Below are 18,134 nucleotides of genomic sequence, written 5' to 3'. Positions count from 1 at the left end.
AAGTGAATTTTATACTTTCTTATTCATTAAATAGTGGCAAGAGGTGCTCCCTCTTGCCTTTTTATCATTGTCTGGAAATTGCTACGACCGACGGACGAGGTATGTCACCATATGGCCAGCGGCTTGTTGGATTATTCACATCCTCTGTTTCTTCCCCTGGATGCTGAACTGAAAGGAATAGTGTTTCACCATCTGGCGCAAGCCAAGGGCCAGTCAATTCCGCCTGTACAGGAGCAGAGGCAAATTGCATAGCTTTCCCTTTGTTAGGACCCTCAGTCGGAATCATGAATAAACCATTGTTACCAAAGGATTTATATACTCCCTGGCTAAGTTTGTCAGAGGAAATGTCTGTTGTAACCCAAAGGTTCCCAACCTGGTCGAACATAAGGTTATCAGGAGAAGCAAAGCCGCTCTGCGGGCCGCCAACTGCAAATACCTCATAGGAAAATCCAGTACTTTCAGCATCATTTCCGTCCTCAATCAAACGCCAAATTTGACCATAGTAATTCCCATGCTTCGTATTGTTAGTTAACGCAATAAATACAGATCCATCCCTTGGGTGGACCTCTAAATCCTCTGGTCTGTCCAATGGTGTACCGCCAGCCAGCTTAGCCGCATCTCGGGTATTTACGAGTACTTCAGCCTGTGATTTGAATTTCTCTTTCAACTTAGGAGTCTTTTCTAAATCAAGCGGAACCCACTTTGTTGCACCCATATCTGCAACATATAATGTTCCTTTTTCTAATAGAGAACTATTCTGCTTTCCTAATTCAGGCTTATACACACTATCACTTACAAACTTGTAAACACATTGGTCATTTGCATCATCACCACTATAGACGACAACCTTGCCTGTTTTCCCAAGAGTCATTGCCGCATTTTCATGGGAAAAGCGGCCAAGTGCTGTATGTTTTTTCGGTGTTGAATGGGGATCTGCAGGGTCGATCTCTACGATCCAGCCATAATGAGTGACATTCAAGCCAGGCACTTCCGGATTTTCTGACCAATCCTTAACGATACCTTCATAATTCTCCTCACCTGACATCGCAGTATTCCAGAGTGTTTTTCCGCCAGAACAGTTGCCAAATGTTCCCGTTACTTGAGATGCTCCCCCTACTGCTGCATGCCCTTTTACCGGTCCTGTTAAATTGATAGGTGTATTTGCTGTAATCCGTCTGTTATAAGGGGATCCTTTCACAATGCGCCAGTTCCCGCCCTGGTCTTTTCTAATATGGATGACAGATCCGCCAACATTGTATTTTTCAATGGCGATTTGTTCAGCAGTCCGAGGAGGAGCGCCTTCCTCTTCTTTGTACCCTGTTACAAAAATGCCCAAGTTGCCAATGTACTCGTGATTGACCCATAATAAGCCCTCATTCGGGTTTTTACCGAAATAGCAATTAAAGTCATTATTGAAGCCGAATTTTTCCCCATTTCCCATATCCTCGCCCCATGTGGCGACAATGTCGTACTTGAAGCCCCTTGGAAGGATCAGATTATCTTGGGTTGAAGGCCGAATTGGACGGAATTGGGCAAAGGATGTTCCGTATGGCTGCCTGAACCCTTCTGGCTGAGCTTGCGGCTGCGGCACATAGGGGTAATACTGCTGGTATTGTTGATAATGTTGGTAGTAAGGATCATACCAATTTGTCAATTTTTATACCACCTCTTTCGATAATGTCATGTAAATAAAATGCCACTTAATATATATGCCAGTATAAAGGAGAATTTTCATAACGAAGAAAGTAGTACAGGGAGTATGCCTTTCGTTCGATCCAAATAGAAAGCCTATATTGCCTAATGGACATTCACCTACCCACCCACCCACGGAATACTGTAAAAGTGTATGGAGGTGAGAAACATTCGAATTTTGCATAAAAATATAGACAGCATGGACAGTGGAGAAAGAAAGATTTTGCAGGTTTTTTCTAAAAAAATCCAGAATAAAAATAGACCATTCCCCTGTATACCAGCTACGATTGGACATTCATTAAATCAATTCTGTTTTGGCTTTACAGGAGATCCAACAAAGCAGTCCACCATCCAAGAACTTGCTAACCTGCTGCATGAGTATACAAAGGTTTCAAGATCCCTTGGGAAATTCACCTCTCTGGTCATTTTTTTCGAAACACCCGTTAATTTGTTTGAGAGTTATAAAGTTGAAGATTACGAGCAATTGTTTTGGGAACAGCTGAATGGTCTGGGAAAAATGGATGTCGCAGATTGGCCAGCCCATATTCCAGTTGATCCAGAAGATTCTGCCTGGGAATTTTGTTTTCATGGTGAGCAATATTTTATGTACTGCGCAACACCCGCTCATGAAAAAAGAAAAAGCAGGCATTTCCCCTGCTTCATGCTTGCTATCACACCAAGATGGGTGCTGACTGAATTCAATTCTTCACCAGCTGCTGCAGCGAAAATAAAAGCAAACATAAGAAAAAGACTGGAACACTACGATTCCAGCCCAATTCATCCTGATTTAAACAGTTACGGAAATGACGACAATTTTGAATGGAAGCAATACTTCCTTCATGATGAAAAAACATCATTGTCGGAGTGTCCATTTCATAAATACCTAAAAAAACTGAAGTAGTAAATATATAGAGGCCTTTTGTATGAGGATGCTTTGATTTTTTAAGATATTTCATTATTTCAAGGATGACAGGATATAAAGTCAGATATAAAACCGCAATAGAGTATGGAATAAATACTAATAAAAACATCCATTGAGGAAAATCAACCTTTCCGTGCTATAGAAATATATTTTCAGCCATTTTTTGGATAAAAGTAAGCTGGATGGCAAACCTAATTTTACCTGAAGAATAAGGAGGAATTGTGCATGGAGTACTATAATAACATGGAGTTTGAAATAAAAAGCGGGTTTCTGCCAAATATGTATAACTCCGACAGGCTTAAAGTACTGGAGGTTTCAGATAGCAGCGTCGTCATCAAAATGAACAATGCCGAAAACAGAAGCGTATTCCCAAAAGATAACTTTCAATATTGGATTAAACGCGGGCTTCTGGTTAATGTTAATGAGAATAGACGCACTTCGTGAAAAATCCCCTGCCAGTTAAGGCAGGGGATTTTGATTTATTTTACCTTCTGAACATCTTGTTAAAATTACTTCTGATTTGTGCGAATTCAGGATAAAGATTATAAGTTTCCTTAAAGTCAGCTTCCCTCTTCATTTGCTCTTTCTTGATTTTCCACATGCTTTCTAAAATCAGAGGATTCAATTCCATTCTGATCGCCTCCCTTATTCTTATATTTAGAATAAGGGAATTCTTTATTGCATACATTCACCGTTGGAATGATTCTATCTACATCTTTCGGCGGATTCTTTTTAAGCCTTTTATCTATTTATCAAATTCCCTTTTTCACCATGGATTCATATTGCTTGGATGTCCTTACTTCAACCGTCAGCGTTCCATTCCCTATCACAGCTTTCAGTAAAAGAGGTACCCCAGTCGTATTCTGAAACTTGAAATCTTTGCCGCCGTATGAAACAGTGGCATCTCTCCCCTTCGGAACATACCCAACTGTTAAAGAATGATGATGCTTTTCCACATACCCAACTCCCAGCAGGTCAACAGCATTGAAAAGTGTGGAAGATGTCTGACAGATGCCTCCGCCTATACCCATAACCAATTTCTTATTGACAATTTCTTCTGCAGGCTGGTATCCATGAGCAGCATCGCTAGGACCCACCGTTGTGTTAAAGGAAAAGACATCTCCTGATCCGAGAATGATATTATTAATTGCTTCAGCAGACAGTTCGATATTCTTCGTTCTTCCTGGAACACCCGGATTGAAGTAAGTTGTATAACTCCCTACAACCACTTCTCCTAAATGGGTGACATCCTCCATCTTGTACCCACTCGCTGTTACATAGAGCGGCAATTCGATATCACCGCCTTTTTCAGAGGCAGTGATAACTTTTTCAACAAGTTCGGCTTCTTTAAGGATCGTTTGAGGAGTTCCTTTGATCACCTGGCCATCTGTTCCGATTTTATCCAAAGTCATTCGTTGATCATAACCTGCCTTGGTTCCTGTACCTCTTGCTAATTCTCTTGCCAATTTCTCAATTTCATCCTTGAATTTTGTGTTGTCTGTTCCATAGCCTAGGTCAGCTGGATGAAAGGTTTTAATCACGGCTTTTGTAGTTGGATCAATAACATTGATGACAACAGGTTCTGGCTCTTCAACTACTTTTTCCTCAGGTTTTTTTTCATCCTCTGTTTTTTCTTTTTCCTTTTCAATCTTCTTTTCAAGCTCGGCAACCTTTTTCTCGAGTTCATCTTCTCTTGAACTATTCCCTGAACATCCAGCTAATCCCACAATACCTGCAGCCAGCAAAACGATTAGTACTTTTCTGCTTTTTCCCATATTTCCCCCAACGTTCTCTCTATATTTGTACCGGACACTGAATCCGGTCATTCAGTTTATATAGTATTCAGGGAGCCTTTTCCAAATTCAGCTAAAAGTCCATTTTAGAGAAAAAATGATCCTTTTTCTTCACACGGGAATGAAAATAAGATAAAATACATATTATCCAATAAAACATATAAGAAAGGTTGGAATTAAAATGCAAACAACATTGCGCTCGGTTCCCCAGCCTCTTGTCAGAACAAATCAGTGGTTTATTGTTTTAAGTGTGGTTTCTACCTGGATAACAGGTTTCGAATGGATATTGGCTTTGCCGCTTGGAGCGGGAATTTTAGGTTTAGTGTTTGGATTTAATCCAGTTATGCGGATTGCAAAAACCTTCTTGAAAAAGGCTCCATCTGAATACATCCCTGAAGATTGGGAGCAGCAGCAGTTCAATCAACTTATTGCAGTCATTTGTTTAGCGGGAGGCCTGATCTCCTATTCAATTGGTCTCATTGGGCTTGGCCATTTCTTTACGATTATGGTTGCACTAGCAGCATTTATTGCAATTCTTGGATTCTGTGTCGGCTGTTTCATACGATTCCAGTGGAAGAAGTTTCGCGCCAGGAAAACATTAATGCATTGATTTATAAAAAGCCCCAAGGTGAGATATAATTCACCCTGGGGCTCTTTAATTAACTGCTTCCTTCTACTAACTGTTTGAAGCTCGGGAAGTTTCAGTCCTATTTAAACTGCTTATTCATCTGCTGATTAAATGTTTCCGACTTTCCCCTCGGAATGCTTAATGTAGTCCATTCTTCATCTTTAATCATTTTAGCAATATAGACGATTTGCCCAGAATGGCTGGATTGATGGACAATTTGCCGCTGAATCGCCTCCATGACAGAGTGGGCTTCGCTGCGGATAAACACAGTTTTGGTCAAATCTTCTTCCTTCAGCCCTGCAAGCGTATTAAATAAAACCTCCCAGCCTGAATTCCATGCGTCTAACAACAGAGTTTTGGATGCGTACGTCCCGTTGAATTCCCCGTCCCGATTTCGATCTGGCTTCTCACCATCTGAAGTTAAAAAGTCACTAAACCTCGATTTCAAGTTACCGCTCATATGCTTGACAAGAACTGCAATGCTGTTCGATTCCGCATTTGGTGCACAGTGAAGCTCCTCAATGTCCAATTGTTCCATTGCTCTATCTGCCTGCTTCTTGATACTTTGAAAATTTTCGGCTGCCAGCTTTAAATATCTTTGATTTGCCATGCGATATGCACCCCCATTAACGTATATTCCACGTTATTTGCTGGCATTCCTGCTTTTTCTTGGGGTCCTATTTTTAAAGAATAAGAAAAGCTACGACTATTAAAACTGCAACTTTAGAGAATGCTGCTGTATTACAAAAAAAATCTAGAATAAAACCAAACTCAAATAAAAAAAACAGCGAGAAACCTCGCTGTTTTTAAACAACTTCCGCCAATTTAACTGTAAATCGGCGCTTTTGAATATAAATCAATCTCATAGACAGGAATACCCCGGCTGCCAGCAATCCTGCTGTCAGTCCGATCCAGTAACCTGGGGCTCCAAGAGATGTGTAATGGGCCAGGATATATCCGACTGGCAGACAGATGAGCCAGTATGCAATCAGCGTGATGACGAATGAGAAATTCACGTCTTTATAACCTCTTAATGCCGCTAGCGCGGTTGCCTGGATAGCGTCAGAAATCATGAAAAATAATGCATAAATCAGGAACTGTCCTGTCAAGGTAATGACGGCCGGTTCATTTGAATAGAACCCGGCGACTTCATAGCGGAAAAATACAACAAGCAGGCCAGCGACCACAGCAATAATAATGGATAAATAGATGCCAAGCCAGCTGTACACCTTAGCGTCTTTAAAACGCCCTGCTCCGACTTCAAAGCCTACCAAAACGGTCTGCGCCATCGAAATGCTCATCGGAATCATGTAGAGGAACGCAACAATGTTCAAGGCAGATTGATAGGCGGCAATCGTTGTTATATTAAATTTACTGATTAGAATAGTTACTACCGCAAACATGCTTGTTTCAAAGAAAATGGATAGCCCCATCGGGACACCGATTTTCAGGATTTCTTTAAACTTTTCACCTGAAAATTCTTTGAAATACTGAAGTCCCACAAATTCCCTGAACGGGCGCTGTGTGATGATCAGCATTGCGGTCAGGCAAGCGATGAGAAAATAAGTGAAGGATGTCGCATATCCTGCGCCTGCACCACCGAGTTGCGGGAAGCCCCAACGGCCGAAAATCAGAACATAATTTAAAAAGAAATTGACTGGCAGCGCCATCAGCAGGATATACATGACCACTCTGGTCTTTCCTAGTGCATAGATGAACGAACGCAGCACGTTAAAAATGAACAGTGGAATGATTCCGAAACTCAGGCCTACTAAATAATCATGAGCTGTTTCATTCACACTTTCCGGAAGGTTCATCGCAGACAATATCGGATTAAGCAGGAAAATCCCCGTAATGATGACAAGTGAAGCAATCATTAAGGCGAGGTATATTCCGTGAGAAAGAATTGATGCTACTTCCTTCCCCTTTTTCTCACCGAAACGCTGAGCGGCAATCGGTGAGACTGCAAGCAGGATTCCACTCAATCCCGTGAAAATTGGATTCCAGATCGACGACCCGATTGCGACACCAGCGAGGTCTGATGAATTATATTTACCTGACATGATTGTATTGAAGAATACCATCGAAAACATGCCGAGCTGTGTAATTAAAATTGGGATCAGCATAACAAAAATTTGTTTTATTTTTTCCTTAGTGGAATAAGTCTGGTACATAGTTGTACTCCTTGAATATAATAATTCTATAATTATAACAAATTATCATGAGAAAACATCCAATAATTTCAATAAATTCATGTCATAATTCGTCATGAATAAACAAAATATTTCAAATTGGAAATACCCCCCTAATTATTTCTTCCTCTATCCTTGATAAAATAGAAATATATCGAGGAGTGAACATCATGAGAATCATAAAGTATCTTCTGCTTTTATCCCTTCTAATGGTCTTGTCGGTTTCTGCCTGGATTTATTATCCCCAATACATGCTCAACAAAATGATGGAAGAAAGCACAGCGAAAGTTACGAATACCAATAAGCTAACCTATTTAGATTATTACCGTGCATCCAATGACAAGACGATTACTCATCTTGCTCTTGGAGATTCTATTATACACGGATATCGAGTTGCCGAAAAAGAAAATCTGGTTACTCAGTTTTCGGATAAGCTGCAAGAACAAACTGGTAAACAGGTCGTTACAAACAACAGAGGAATTATTGGAATCACTAGTCAGAAGCTAAACGAGCTGATACAGGAAGGCAATTTTGATGAAGAAATAAAAGAGGCAGATATCATCACTGTTAATGTAGGTGGAAACGATGTGCTTAGAGCTGTAAAAAAGGCAGATTTATATAGTGCTCTAAAATCATTTGATAGTTTGCAAACAAGCTTTAGCGAAAATTTATCAGGAATCTCTGCTAAAATCAGCGAGCTTAATCCTCACGCTACAATTGTTTTTCTTGAACTATATAACCCTATGCCTGCTGACCACCAATTCTATTCCCTGGCAGACAAGCTCCTGCCGAAATGGAATTTAATGATTTACGATGTGGCAAAAAACACGCCAGCTTCTGTTGTCGTACAGACTACCAAAGTGATCAACAGCGACAATCTTCAAAATCTCTACAGTGATGGCGTACATCCTAGCATTTCAGGATACAGTGCGATCTCGAATCAAATGCTAGAACAATTTAAAACTCAATATAAAGAAGAAGCCGTTGTGGCTAACAGTAAAAAATAAGCTGGGCATCCTGTCCGGCTTATTTTTACTTTATGAATCGTATTCAAGCATTTAATTTACTTTTCAAGAGAAAATACACAAAATTAATCGTATAATCATTCCTCTTTGTTTTCTTCACGAAAATGTTCATTTAACAGTGGATTTTCTGTTGTTGCAAAATTGACTGATTGCAGACTGAGTTCTTTATCTAATCCAAATAATTTTGCTTCGGCATCCTTAGTAGTAGATGCTTTCTTTTTATCCACTTAGAATCCTCCCTTCTTCCATAAGATTAGGAACGCTATACTGGCTGTTAGAAGTCAGCAGCGATAAAAGGCTTTATTTATTTAGAGGTAGGTTTCCCATTTTCTTAACACATATTAATTGTGGATATAATTACATATTCGAATAGAAGGGCAAGAAAAAACCCCTGGAATCCAGGGGTTTGAGAATTAATTTTTCGCTAATTCAGCAGTTGATTTTTGGCTAGCAGGTTCTCTGCCAATTGTATCCTCTGCCTGTTTAGCCCGTTTGATAAAGAATGCCAAAATCAATGCTACCAATGAAATAAATACTGTTACAAAGAACGCATCATTGATTCCTTCCATCATGGCTTTCATGGCGATTTGATGTTTCATTTCAGCTATTGCCGCTGCTGTTGGCTGTGCGCCTGCTGCAGATGCATGTTTCATTGCTTCCTCAGCTAACTCTTTGCCATGAACTTCTGCACGGTTAGACATAACTGTAACCAATAAAGCAGTACCGATTGCGCCGGCTACCTGCTGCATTGTGTTGTTCATTGCTGTACCGTGTGGATAGTAACGTGCAGGCAGCTGGTTCAAGCCGTTAGTGGATACTGGCATGTTGACCATAGACATTCCGAACATCCTTAAAGTATAAAGAATGATTAGCTGTGTGTAGGTCGTTTCCAGCGATAGCTTGCTGAAATAATAGCTTGTAATGACGGTAATGGATAATCCGATAATCGCTAAAACTTTTCCGCCGAACTTGTCAAATAATCGACCAGTGATCGGTGACATAATCGCCATTGCAATGGCACCAGGAAGCAGCATAAGCCCTGCATCCAATGGTGAAATGCCGCGTACCGTCTGAACATAAATCGGCAATAACAGCATACCTGAGAACATTGCCATCGTTACTACCATAGAAATAGCAGATGACAAAGCGAACATCGGATATTTATAAATCCGGAAATTAAGCATTGGATTATCTTGATTTAATTGACGTAAAATAAACCAGATTAACGCTACAACACCTGCAATCAGTGTTCCATAGACATATGGACTATCCCAGCCCTTTGATCCTGCTGAGCTGAAGCCATAAAGTAATCCTCCGAAACCAATGCTTGAAAGGATGAGTGAAAAAAGATCTAATTGCAAGATAACTTTATCCTTCTTATCCTTTAACATGAAAAAGCCCAAGATAAGCACTGTAGCCGCGATTGGTGTGATAACATGGAATAGCATGCGCCAATCATAGTGCTCAATAATCCAGCCAGAAAGTGTCGGGCCAATCGCAGGTGCGAACATAAGAACAAGTCCAAATACACCCATTGCCGCACCCCTTTTTTCAATCGGAAAGCTAACTAGCATGACGTTCATTAATAAAGGCATCATGATCGCCGTACCTGAAGCCTGAATCATACGGCCTGCCAATAATACCGGAAAGATGTGCGCTACACCTGCAAGAATTGTACCTGCGGTAAAGAGTCCCATAGCAGTTAAAAACAAGCGCCGGACAGAATACTTTTGAATTAAATATGCGCTGAGTGGAATCATGATCCCGCTGACTAACATGAAACCTGTCGTAAGCCATTGCACTGTAGATGGTTCTATTTCCAAGTCTGCCATAATGGATGGCAAAGCAATATTCAGCAATGTATTGTTCAAGAAAGCGATAAAAGCACCGATAATCAATACCGCAAGAATTCCGTATGGCGGACGATCAGGAGCCTTAAATTGTTGTGTTTGCTGCATTAAATTTCCCCCTATGAAGTTTTGATCTTTATAATTTCTCCTTTTGCATAGAATCTAGCATATACCATCGGTTCATTTTTTGCAACCGTTAAAAATCCCCTTTGTTAAGGGATTTGTATAATTAATAAATTTAATGTAGTATATTTTTTATACAGGCGGTCTAATGGAAAGTTAGGTGAAAAAATGAACGACAGAAAACAGCATGTCATAGATAAAGCACATGATTTATTTATTGAAAAAGGTTTCCAAGCCACTTCATTACAGGAAATCCTCGAATACAGCGGAATATCGAAAGGTACCTTTTATAATTATTTTTCCTCAAAAAATGAGTTATTAATTGCCATTTTTAAAAACACGTTCCAAAAAATAGAAAAAGAACGCCATGAATTAATAGCAGGAAAGGATCCTTCTGATCCAGAAATCCTGATTAGACAAATTGAAATACAAATGAGGACAAACAGAGAACACAACTTAATCCCCCTTTATGAAGAAGTATTTTTTTCAAACGATAAGGAATTGAAGAAATTTCTTGAAATTGGGCAGATGAAAACCCTCAGATGGGGGTATGAAAGGTTCAAAGATCTATTTGATGAAAGCTTACATCCATTTTTACTTGATGCGACAATCATGCTCAAGGGAATGTTGCAGCAAAATATCAGGTACTATGTGATGGCTCACGGACCAAGTGTAAATCTTTTACCAGTGGTTCGTTATAGCGTAAATCGGATCATGAAAATGGTTGAAGAAGCTGGAGAAGCCCGCGAGCAGCTGATTCCGCCGGAAATTTTGGAAAAATGGCTTCCTACTTCCCGCATGGAAGACCTTGAATTAAGAAAAAACCTTTATTGTGTAATCTCCAAACTCAAAAAGCTTGATTGTAAACAAAAAGATTATATCGAAAAGCTCGATTTTATCAAGGACGAACTTTTGAAATCAAAAGCACCGAGGAAGTTCCTGATTGACAGTGTCCTATCCTCTCTAGATTATGTCGGTGAAAACGAGCTTTCTGAATTAAAGGAGCTTGTTGAAAATAAATTTCTAGAAAAGGATTAAATTTATCCCCCTTTTAATAAGGGGTTTTTTTCTTTCTTTCAGAATCCAAATTCACTTCCATTTAAACAACATCAATATTAAGAGATTTTTGCCTCGTTAGTTATCCACCAAATAATTCCTGCAACTTTCTTCCCTTATGTAAAATTTTGTCAAGTATAAAAGATTCAAAATTCTAAATATTCAACCCTTTCGTTTGCCTTTTCCTATTCCTTTTTTCTACCATTAAAGTGAATTCAGATTGTATAAGGAGGTAAAGGATGAAAAAATTGTTACGCTCAGGGTTGATTACGCTATTGTCTGTACTCCTGCTCGTTGGAACATTGCCGATGGCAGGGCAGGCGAAAAAACCGAAATTCGATTATGATCAGTATAGCCAGGTCGACCTTGGCAAGGATGGGATGGTCGCGACCGCTCACCCACTCGCTTCAGAAATTGGCGCTGAGGTGCTTAGAAAAGGGGGTAACGCGATCGATGCTTCAGTTGCCATCCAATTCGCCCTAAACGTCGTTGAACCGATGATGTCAGGAATAGGCGGCGGCGGATTCATGATGGTATACGACGGAAAAACCAAGAAAACAACGATTGTAAACAGCCGGGAACGGGCTCCTCAAGGTGCAGCACCAGATATGTTCCTTGATGAGACTGGTAATCCAATCCCATTTGCAACCCGCTCAACTGGCGGTACGGCTGTTGGAGTTCCTGGTACATTAAAAGGCCTGGAAACTGCTCTAAAAACATGGGGCACCCGACCGTTGCAGCAGTTGATCGGCCCAGCTGTAAAACTTGCAGATAAAGGCTTCCCAATTGATTCTGTACTCGCAGCAGCAATCGCGGACAATCAGGAAATGTTATCGCGTACTGCTGCGAAGGAGGTATTCCTCCCAGGCGGCAAGCCGCTTAAGGAAGGAGACAAACTTGTCCAGAAGGATCTTGCGAAAACCTTTAAGTTGATTCGCTCCAACGGACCAGATGCTTTCTATAAAGGTGAAATTGGACAGGCATTAGCCAATGTGGTTCAAGATTTTGGCGGGTCGATTACCCCATCAGACCTGGAGAAATATGATGTCACAATTGACGAACCTGTTTGGGGAGATTACCAAGGCTACAAGATTGCCAGTATGCCTCCTCCTAGCTCAGGCGGGGTTTTCCTTTTACAAATGCTCAAGATTCTGGACGGTTTCAACCTTTCTCAATATGATGTTCATTCTCTTGAAAAATATCACTTGCTCGCAGAAACAATGCATCTCGCGTATGCAGACAGAGCAGCCTATGCGGGTGATCCTGAATTCGTAAAGGTGCCAGTTAATGGCCTGCTTCATCCTGAATACATTAAGGAACGTCAGCAGTTGATCAACATGGAAGCAGCTAATCAAAATGTGAAAGCCGGTGATCCGTGGAAATACGAAACAGAAACAGCTAATTATACCCCAACTGCCCAGCCGAATGATAAAAAGTACGGAGAAACGACTCATTTTAGCGTAACGGACAGATGGGGCAATGTCGTTTCGTATACAACAACGATTGAACAGCTGTTCGGAACAGGAATCATGGTGCCTGGTTATGGAATCATGCTCAATAACGAGCTGACAGACTTTGATGCAATTCCAGGCGGCGCGAATGAAGTTCAGCCGAACAAACGTCCGTTAAGCAGTATGACGCCGACGATTGTTTATCAAAATGATAGGCCTGTACTGACAGTAGGTTCACCGGGAGGACCTACAATCATTACCTCAGTCTTGCAAACGATCCTTCATGCGATTGAATATGACATGGAACTAAAGGCAGCAGTAGAAGAACCAAGAATATACACGAACAATCTAAATTCTTATCGTTATGAAGAAGGAATTAGCCCTGAGATCATAAGTTCACTGAATAGTATGGGACATAAATTCGGACCTCTGCCAACGACAATCGGCAATGTTCAGAGTATCCAAATTGATCATAAGAATGGCATCTTCAAGGGTGTCGCTGATTCCAGCCGTAATGGTGCAGCAATTGGCGTCGATTTAAGAGGAAAGCGGAAATAATGAAAAACCAGGCCCATGAGTTTTCTCCTGGGCCTGGTTTTTATTTTTCATGCAAATTTGAATTAGGGAATCACCTGTGAAGTTTACCTTCTTAATGCTTGGCAAGTTGTTCTGTTTTTACGACCTCATCGACTTTCCACTCTCCATTTTCTTTTATCAGTTCGTAAGTTGTTTGAGTGGTCGTTTCTGGGCTAAGTAGAGTTGAGGGATAATGGACGGTTGCTGTGACGATTGTACCCTCATCAGTCCCGCCGCTTTCTGACTCAATCTTTATAACCTCAGCAGGAATCCAGCTTTTTTTCCAGCCCAGGATTAGATCTTCCCTGCTCATTTTTGAGGTTTTAATCATTTCTTCCTGAAGTCTTTCACTCTGCATATCGAAGTAGGCTGCAAAATTTTTATTATTATAATGTTCATAGTTCTTTTCAATCGCTTCTTTTGCAGTCATGCTGTTTGAGCACCCAGTAAGCAAAATAATAAAACACTTATGAAAACAAACTTTCTCATTTCATTTCCCCTTTTGAATCTTTTTCATGATTCAGATCTGATATTGTTTCTTACGTTCCATCTGACCATAAGTTTAAAATTTTTGGGAATATTTTAGTAATCACTAAAATTCCAGCTTATCCAAATGGTAATTCACTAGCTCTGGGTTTTCTCGAATCTCCATTCTTCCCTGCTCACTTATGGCATAGACTCCCCTTTGCACCCTATCAAACCACTTATAATAGTTTTTATTTAAGATAGATTGTGTTTTGTTACCAGTCCCAAGAGCTGCCAGTGCCTTGGGAGCCATAGGTCCCAACTTTTCGAGATAGCAGGCAATCTGTATGCAATTTTCTTTGTACGCTGTCATGATTTTCTTTTTGCTGCTGCCCCCTATATTGTAATCAGCACTTCTTCCCTCTATTTCTGCCAGGAGCGCAGACTTTTTCCGCTTGTTTTTCACAGGTCCTCGTTCGAACGGCTCTGGATGGACAACAAACTCAACCTTTCGCCTGTTTCCGGAAAATGACACTGTAATCAAACCAAGTTCCAATCTTTTAATTAGTTGTAGCACGTCATTCCAACGTCGCCTCGAAATCCGCTTTGGCATAGGAATGGCTATATAAACAAGATCCGTCAGTCGCTGCCTTCTTGTTCCCTGCAGCAATAAATCAATATTCAAGTTAAGCTTCAATTCGATGATGATTAATTCCTCGCCCTTCACAGCAGTCAAGTCACAATCATGCACCTCGCCATTAACACGGTACCCTTGCTTTAGGAAATGTTTCTGTATTGGCTCATATAGGTCGACTTCATATAATTTCTTTTTCTCTGGCATATTAAAAACCTTTCTTTTCAATCGTGCTATTTACAGAAGCTATTCCTATTATTATAACAAATTTAGAACCATCACTGTTTTTAAATAGGCTCATTTTTAAAGTCACAGTGCATATACTGATTTGTGTATTAAGTAGTGGAGGATTGGATATGAAGGTATTTATCTTATTTTTATTAACATTGTTTCTGGGACTATTAATCTTTCTTAAATTGGAGATGAATGAAGCCACTGAAGCGGCTAACACAGTAACAAATGAATATTCCACCCAGGAATATATGATTACTGACATAGATGATTCAGGTTATTACGGGAAGGACGAAAATGGTAAAACCATTTACTTTAAAAAGGACTATCTCCCATCCGGACAAAAACTTGAACTTGAGGATACTGTAGTCATTTACTTTGTAAAAGACGAAAGAAAAGATGGGCTTGTTAAAGTGGAAAAAAAATGAGGAGCATGCTAAGCGCATGCTCCATTTTCCTTTGTTTACTTTTTAGAATACTATCGAAGTGCTCTCTGTTCCATCAATTTTTCTGCAATCGCAGTAGTCAGCTCTTCACCGCTTTTTGGAAGTGAAGTTTTCATCACAGCATTCATCACTGGCGCCAATGCCCCTTCAGCGACCATTTCCAAATAGCCTGTCATTTTTGTTCTGCTTTTATCCAATGCCTCCGCCTTAAAGTATCCATTCCCAGTCAGGTTCTCATTAATCCCCTTCAAATCGAATGTCACCCCCGTCGGCTCAATCCATTCCTTTATCGTGACGTGCAAACTGATTTTCTTCTTAAGGATTCCCACAGTTTCCTTGAATGTCCAATTTGATTCCTGATCACTCAGTTTTTCATGGCTTATGTAGCCAGGCAATAAAGGAGCCCAATTGTCCATATCCTTTACGAAATCCCATACCTCTTCAATCGGGATATCCATCGTAATTTCGTGCGTTCCAACCGGCATCATAATCTCTCCTTTTTGATGGTCTTTTAGAGATATATGTTTGGACGGATGAATTATACTTTGTCCAGCTGATGTTTGTTTAGCGTTTACCCCTTTTAAAAGGATCGAAAACAGCCATAGTTGGGGGTGGATTTGTTTTGTGCGGCTGACATTTCAATTGCTGAGATCATTTGACATGTCGTATCCATTTACAAAATATTCAATTGTTTCAAGTTCCTCCTCGGTCAGATCATGACCCGTTTCAGATTTATACGCTTCAGTTATATTTTTCAACTCCCCATTAAAGGCAGTACATAACTCAGCACTTTTTCTTAGAAGCGTGACTTCATTTTGGAATTCATCTTTTGATATAGGTCTCCAATGTGAAAGGATATATGTATCCGCATCAAAGTTCTCCAGTTCTTCAAGCAAAGTGAGTGTGTGTTCGATTGTGTAATTCCTTTTTTTAGAAAAAATGTCAGGGTAAATGCTGTCACCGAGGAAGAGGATTTTTTCTTCTTTTATATAGACAACAACTGAATCATAAGCATGATCTCCGCCGACATGCTTCACAATGCAAGTTACACCTCCTAAATCAATTTCCAGTTTGTCTTCAAACGTCAAATCAGGAAGAGTGATTTTTATATCCCGGTGAGTGACATATTCCTTCTTAATCGCCGAAGAACAAAACTCAATCTCGGTGCCCTCGGAAACTCTTTGGTCCAATGCCTCATCAGACCATGACAACTGAATTAGCTTTTTCATCTCATCTTTTGTGTGAGCTGAAGATATTGATAGCACTTCTTTCAAAGCAGAGAGTCCAAAAATGTGATCCCAGTGCCAATGAGTCAGGACGACCAGCTGAGGGTTGTTAACCTGTTTTTCGGCGAGCATTTCCAGGAATAACTGTGCATGAGCCTCCGAATTGCCCGCATCAATCATTAATGATTTCTCATCGCCAACTACCATGCCAAGAATGGGACGGTCTGTTTCTGAATCCGGCGTCATATACCAAAATCTTTTGCCGATTTTATCAATGTTCTGCATGTGAAATTCCTCCTACTGTTCAAGAGCATCGGTTAAAAACGCTTTAAGTCGCTCCTGATACTCTTCTTCCGCAATCGTATATGCCTCTGTATGACCGGCACCAGGAACAATCCATAAGTCCTTCTTGCTTACGGCCATATCAAAAATACGCTGAGCCATTTCAGTTGGGACAAGCTCATCCTTATCACCATGAATAATAAATAAAGGAAGCTTGTTTTTCTTAACACTCTCGAGTGCAGATGCCTCTTCAAAGGTGTAGCCAGCTCTTAAATTTGTAATCGCACTCGTTACCTGCATAACTGGGAAGGCTGGCAAATGATAAAGAAATTTTAATTGGTGAGATAGTTCTTCAAGAACAGATGTATAGCCGCTGTCCGCAATAATTCCTTTCACTTCGGCAGGTAGCTTTTCACCGCTCGTCATCAGTACAGTTGCCGCTCCCATCGAAAACCCATGAAGAAAAATAGCATCTTCTTTCTTTTTATCTACCAAAAAAAGAACCCACTGTATATAATCTTTTCGGTCATGCCAACCATAGCCAATATACTCTCCCTCACTCAGTCCATGCCCTCTTGCATCAGGCTTCAGAATGTCATAGCCTAGCTCATAGTAATATTTTGTGATTCCGGGCATTTGCTCACTGTTCCCTTTATATCCATGTGCCAAAATGACAGCTTTTCCGTTGGAATGTGCATTTTTTAAAAATCGCGCTTTTAACTTCAAGCCATCTTCAGACTCAATCTCGACAATGTCAAAAGACTGCTGATCTGTCCATTTCGTGACCTCTTCAAGCTTAGTCTGTTGCTCATACTCACTAAGCAAACCAGCAGCTGCGACACTTTCTCCGCCGCCATGAAGATCGACCGATTCATGGCTTCGATTGATGGCTACATCGTAAAAATAATTACCTGCCGCAAGCAAGCTAACGATAATCAAAAGCACGACACCACCGGAAGTCCAAATAATACGCTTCTTCAAATCCCAATCCCCTTTTTTATCTAGTTTTCTAAGTATTGTAAAAATATTTTACCAGAAATGAAGTCGAAATAGACCATGAGTTGAAAATACATTCAATTATCTTATTCAAAGAATTTATTCATTTGTTAGAGATGTATTATTCATGGGTATATAAATAGTAAAATGAAAACTTTGGAGGCTGATAGGAAATGGAAATAGAGAAAAAGCACATCCTGAAGTCATTCAAAAATGAACAAGAAGCCATTGAAGAGGTGCAAAGGATTAAAGCAGAAAAAGAGTACACACTAACTAGTTCAATATCTGGGTATAACGTCGAAAAGCCACAGAATAATAAAACTGTGACAAATGATTTTGGCCCTGACTCACTCGATAGGCAAGAACCCGTTATGGAAGATTATACTGATGATTCAGTTGAAACTGAAAACCCAGATGAATTAGCCAATAACAGTATTGACCTTGAACGCCCATTGCCAGAGCGTATCATTAATAATCGGATAAGATAAAGAAGAGGGTGTCCCAAAAGTATCTTGGGACACCCTTTTTGAGTTGTTCTCGGAACCC

Annotated in this window: 20 protein-coding genes; 8 read left to right on the top strand and 12 right to left on the bottom strand. The window is 40.3% G+C overall.

The window, feature by feature from the left end; translation table 11 throughout:
- Positions 1–64: 64 nt before the first annotated feature.
- Entirely contained in the window at positions 65–1,654 is a 1,590-nt protein-coding gene (locus V7654_RS11830; protein WP_335430536.1) for a PhoX family protein, read from the bottom strand.
- Positions 1,655–1,870: 216 nt separating this feature from the next.
- Between V7654_RS11830 and V7654_RS11825 the strand changes: the two genes are divergently transcribed.
- Together V7654_RS11825 and V7654_RS11820 are read left to right on the top strand one after the other, a co-directional pair.
- Positions 1,871–2,593: a YqcI/YcgG family protein gene (locus V7654_RS11825; protein WP_335430535.1), complete on the top strand. Its 723-nt coding sequence runs from the start codon at positions 1,871–1,873 to the stop codon at positions 2,591–2,593.
- 246 nt (positions 2,594–2,839) lie between these two features.
- Positions 2,840–3,058: a hypothetical protein gene (locus tag V7654_RS11820; protein WP_335430534.1), complete on the top strand. Its 219-nt coding sequence runs from the start codon at positions 2,840–2,842 to the stop codon at positions 3,056–3,058.
- Positions 3,059–3,098: 40 nt separating this feature from the next.
- Here the strand turns inward: V7654_RS11820 and V7654_RS11815 are convergent, their stop codons facing one another.
- Positions 3,099–3,245, bottom strand: coding sequence for a hypothetical protein (locus V7654_RS11815; RefSeq protein WP_335430533.1), 147 nt, complete (start codon positions 3,243–3,245; stop codon positions 3,099–3,101).
- Between the two features lie 121 nt (positions 3,246–3,366).
- Positions 3,367–4,389 (bottom strand): VanW family protein, encoded by a 1,023-nt coding sequence (locus tag V7654_RS11810; protein ID WP_335430532.1) that lies wholly within the window; start codon positions 4,387–4,389, stop codon positions 3,367–3,369.
- 199 nt (positions 4,390–4,588) lie between these two features.
- Between V7654_RS11810 and V7654_RS11805 the strand changes: the two genes are divergently transcribed.
- Positions 4,589–5,017, top strand: a complete 429-nt coding sequence (locus V7654_RS11805) for a DUF4395 domain-containing protein (RefSeq protein ID WP_335430531.1) — start codon at positions 4,589–4,591, stop codon at positions 5,015–5,017.
- A 97-nt stretch (positions 5,018–5,114) separates the two neighbouring features.
- Here the strand turns inward: V7654_RS11805 and V7654_RS11800 are convergent, their stop codons facing one another.
- The gene (locus V7654_RS11800) at positions 5,115–5,645 is read right to left on the bottom strand and encodes a DUF1572 family protein (RefSeq protein ID WP_335430530.1); all 531 of its coding nucleotides are present in this window, start codon (positions 5,643–5,645) and stop codon (positions 5,115–5,117) included.
- 196 nt (positions 5,646–5,841) lie between these two features.
- A complete protein-coding gene (locus V7654_RS11795; protein WP_335430529.1) occupies positions 5,842–7,209 on the bottom strand; it encodes an MATE family efflux transporter in 1,368 nt (455 codons plus the stop codon).
- Between the two features lie 188 nt (positions 7,210–7,397).
- Between V7654_RS11795 and V7654_RS11790 the strand changes: the two genes are divergently transcribed.
- Positions 7,398–8,234 carry a GDSL-type esterase/lipase family protein gene (locus V7654_RS11790; protein WP_335430528.1) on the top strand — a complete coding sequence of 279 codons (837 nt, stop codon included), beginning with the start codon at positions 7,398–7,400 and terminating at the stop codon, positions 8,232–8,234.
- A gap of 95 nt (positions 8,235–8,329) precedes the next feature.
- On the opposite strand, the gene V7654_RS11785 is transcribed toward V7654_RS11790, so the two are convergent.
- Positions 8,330–8,479 (bottom strand): hypothetical protein, encoded by a 150-nt coding sequence (locus V7654_RS11785; RefSeq protein ID WP_335430527.1) that lies wholly within the window; start codon positions 8,477–8,479, stop codon positions 8,330–8,332.
- 186 nt (positions 8,480–8,665) lie between these two features.
- Entirely contained in the window at positions 8,666–10,210 is a 1,545-nt protein-coding gene (locus V7654_RS11780; protein WP_335430526.1) for a DHA2 family efflux MFS transporter permease subunit, read from the bottom strand.
- A 183-nt stretch (positions 10,211–10,393) separates the two neighbouring features.
- Here V7654_RS11780 and V7654_RS11775 point away from each other — a divergent pair, with 183 nt between their 5' ends.
- Complete coding sequence (locus V7654_RS11775; RefSeq protein WP_335430525.1) at positions 10,394–11,263, top strand: TetR/AcrR family transcriptional regulator; 870 nt, start codon at positions 10,394–10,396, stop codon at positions 11,261–11,263.
- A gap of 257 nt (positions 11,264–11,520) precedes the next feature.
- A complete protein-coding gene (ggt, locus tag V7654_RS11770) occupies positions 11,521–13,290 on the top strand; it encodes a gamma-glutamyltransferase (protein WP_335430524.1) in 1,770 nt (589 codons plus the stop codon).
- Positions 13,291–13,381: 91 nt separating this feature from the next.
- Here ggt and V7654_RS11765 read toward each other — a convergent pair whose 3' ends face one another.
- Entirely contained in the window at positions 13,382–13,738 is a 357-nt protein-coding gene (locus tag V7654_RS11765; protein WP_335430523.1) for a hypothetical protein, read from the bottom strand.
- A gap of 162 nt (positions 13,739–13,900) precedes the next feature.
- Positions 13,901–14,614, bottom strand: coding sequence for a DUF2161 domain-containing phosphodiesterase (locus V7654_RS11760; protein ID WP_335430522.1), 714 nt, complete (start codon positions 14,612–14,614; stop codon positions 13,901–13,903).
- A gap of 149 nt (positions 14,615–14,763) precedes the next feature.
- Here V7654_RS11760 and V7654_RS11755 point away from each other — a divergent pair, with 149 nt between their 5' ends.
- Complete coding sequence (locus tag V7654_RS11755; RefSeq protein WP_335430521.1) at positions 14,764–15,066, top strand: hypothetical protein; 303 nt, start codon at positions 14,764–14,766, stop codon at positions 15,064–15,066.
- 50 nt (positions 15,067–15,116) lie between these two features.
- On the opposite strand, the gene V7654_RS11750 is transcribed toward V7654_RS11755, so the two are convergent.
- From V7654_RS11750 to V7654_RS11740, 3 genes are all read right to left on the bottom strand, one after another.
- The gene (locus tag V7654_RS11750) at positions 15,117–15,569 is read right to left on the bottom strand and encodes a CoxG family protein (RefSeq protein ID WP_335430520.1); all 453 of its coding nucleotides are present in this window, start codon (positions 15,567–15,569) and stop codon (positions 15,117–15,119) included.
- A 153-nt stretch (positions 15,570–15,722) separates the two neighbouring features.
- The gene (locus tag V7654_RS11745) at positions 15,723–16,595 is read right to left on the bottom strand and encodes an MBL fold metallo-hydrolase (RefSeq protein WP_335430519.1); all 873 of its coding nucleotides are present in this window, start codon (positions 16,593–16,595) and stop codon (positions 15,723–15,725) included.
- A 12-nt stretch (positions 16,596–16,607) separates the two neighbouring features.
- On the bottom strand, positions 16,608–17,573 hold the full coding sequence (locus tag V7654_RS11740; protein ID WP_335430518.1) for an alpha/beta hydrolase: 966 nt from the start codon (positions 17,571–17,573) through the stop codon (positions 16,608–16,610).
- Positions 17,574–17,761: 188 nt separating this feature from the next.
- Here V7654_RS11740 and V7654_RS11735 point away from each other — a divergent pair, with 188 nt between their 5' ends.
- Positions 17,762–18,076, top strand: coding sequence for a hypothetical protein (locus V7654_RS11735; RefSeq protein WP_335430517.1), 315 nt, complete (start codon positions 17,762–17,764; stop codon positions 18,074–18,076).
- Positions 18,077–18,134 lie beyond the last annotated feature (58 nt).

The organism is Bacillus sp. JJ1609, assembly GCF_036967045.1.
Taxonomy (GTDB): Bacteria; Bacillota; Bacilli; order Bacillales; family Cytobacillaceae; genus Mesobacillus.
The sequence above is the reverse complement of the archived record's forward strand: the minus strand, read 5'-3'. Positions and strand labels throughout refer to the sequence as shown.

What these genes read in the sequence shown, in the direction of transcription:
- V7654_RS11820 (WP_335430534.1), top strand. Translation starts at nt 2,840, where the DNA reads ATGGAGTACTATAATAACATGGAGTTTGAAATAAAAAGCGGGTTTCTG.
- V7654_RS11815 (WP_335430533.1), bottom strand. Translation starts at nt 3,245, where the DNA reads ATGGAATTGAATCCTCTGATTTTAGAAAGCATGTGGAAAATCAAGAAA.
- V7654_RS11810 (WP_335430532.1), bottom strand. Translation starts at nt 4,389, where the DNA reads ATGGGAAAAAGCAGAAAAGTACTAATCGTTTTGCTGGCTGCAGGTATT.
- V7654_RS11805 (WP_335430531.1), top strand. Translation starts at nt 4,589, where the DNA reads ATGCAAACAACATTGCGCTCGGTTCCCCAGCCTCTTGTCAGAACAAAT.
- V7654_RS11800 (WP_335430530.1), bottom strand. Translation starts at nt 5,645, where the DNA reads ATGGCAAATCAAAGATATTTAAAGCTGGCAGCCGAAAATTTTCAAAGT.
- V7654_RS11795 (WP_335430529.1), bottom strand. Translation starts at nt 7,209, where the DNA reads ATGTACCAGACTTATTCCACTAAGGAAAAAATAAAACAAATTTTTGTT.
- V7654_RS11790 (WP_335430528.1), top strand. Translation starts at nt 7,398, where the DNA reads ATGAGAATCATAAAGTATCTTCTGCTTTTATCCCTTCTAATGGTCTTG.
- V7654_RS11780 (WP_335430526.1), bottom strand. Translation starts at nt 10,210, where the DNA reads ATGCAGCAAACACAACAATTTAAGGCTCCTGATCGTCCGCCATACGGA.
- V7654_RS11775 (WP_335430525.1), top strand. Translation starts at nt 10,394, where the DNA reads ATGAACGACAGAAAACAGCATGTCATAGATAAAGCACATGATTTATTT.
- ggt (WP_335430524.1), top strand. Translation starts at nt 11,521, where the DNA reads ATGAAAAAATTGTTACGCTCAGGGTTGATTACGCTATTGTCTGTACTC.
- V7654_RS11765 (WP_335430523.1), bottom strand. Translation starts at nt 13,738, where the DNA reads ATGACTGCAAAAGAAGCGATTGAAAAGAACTATGAACATTATAATAAT.
- V7654_RS11760 (WP_335430522.1), bottom strand. Translation starts at nt 14,614, where the DNA reads ATGCCAGAGAAAAAGAAATTATATGAAGTCGACCTATATGAGCCAATA.
- V7654_RS11755 (WP_335430521.1), top strand. Translation starts at nt 14,764, where the DNA reads ATGAAGGTATTTATCTTATTTTTATTAACATTGTTTCTGGGACTATTA.
- V7654_RS11750 (WP_335430520.1), bottom strand. Translation starts at nt 15,569, where the DNA reads ATGCCGGTTGGAACGCACGAAATTACGATGGATATCCCGATTGAAGAG.
- V7654_RS11745 (WP_335430519.1), bottom strand. Translation starts at nt 16,595, where the DNA reads ATGCAGAACATTGATAAAATCGGCAAAAGATTTTGGTATATGACGCCG.
- V7654_RS11735 (WP_335430517.1), top strand. Translation starts at nt 17,762, where the DNA reads ATGGAAATAGAGAAAAAGCACATCCTGAAGTCATTCAAAAATGAACAA.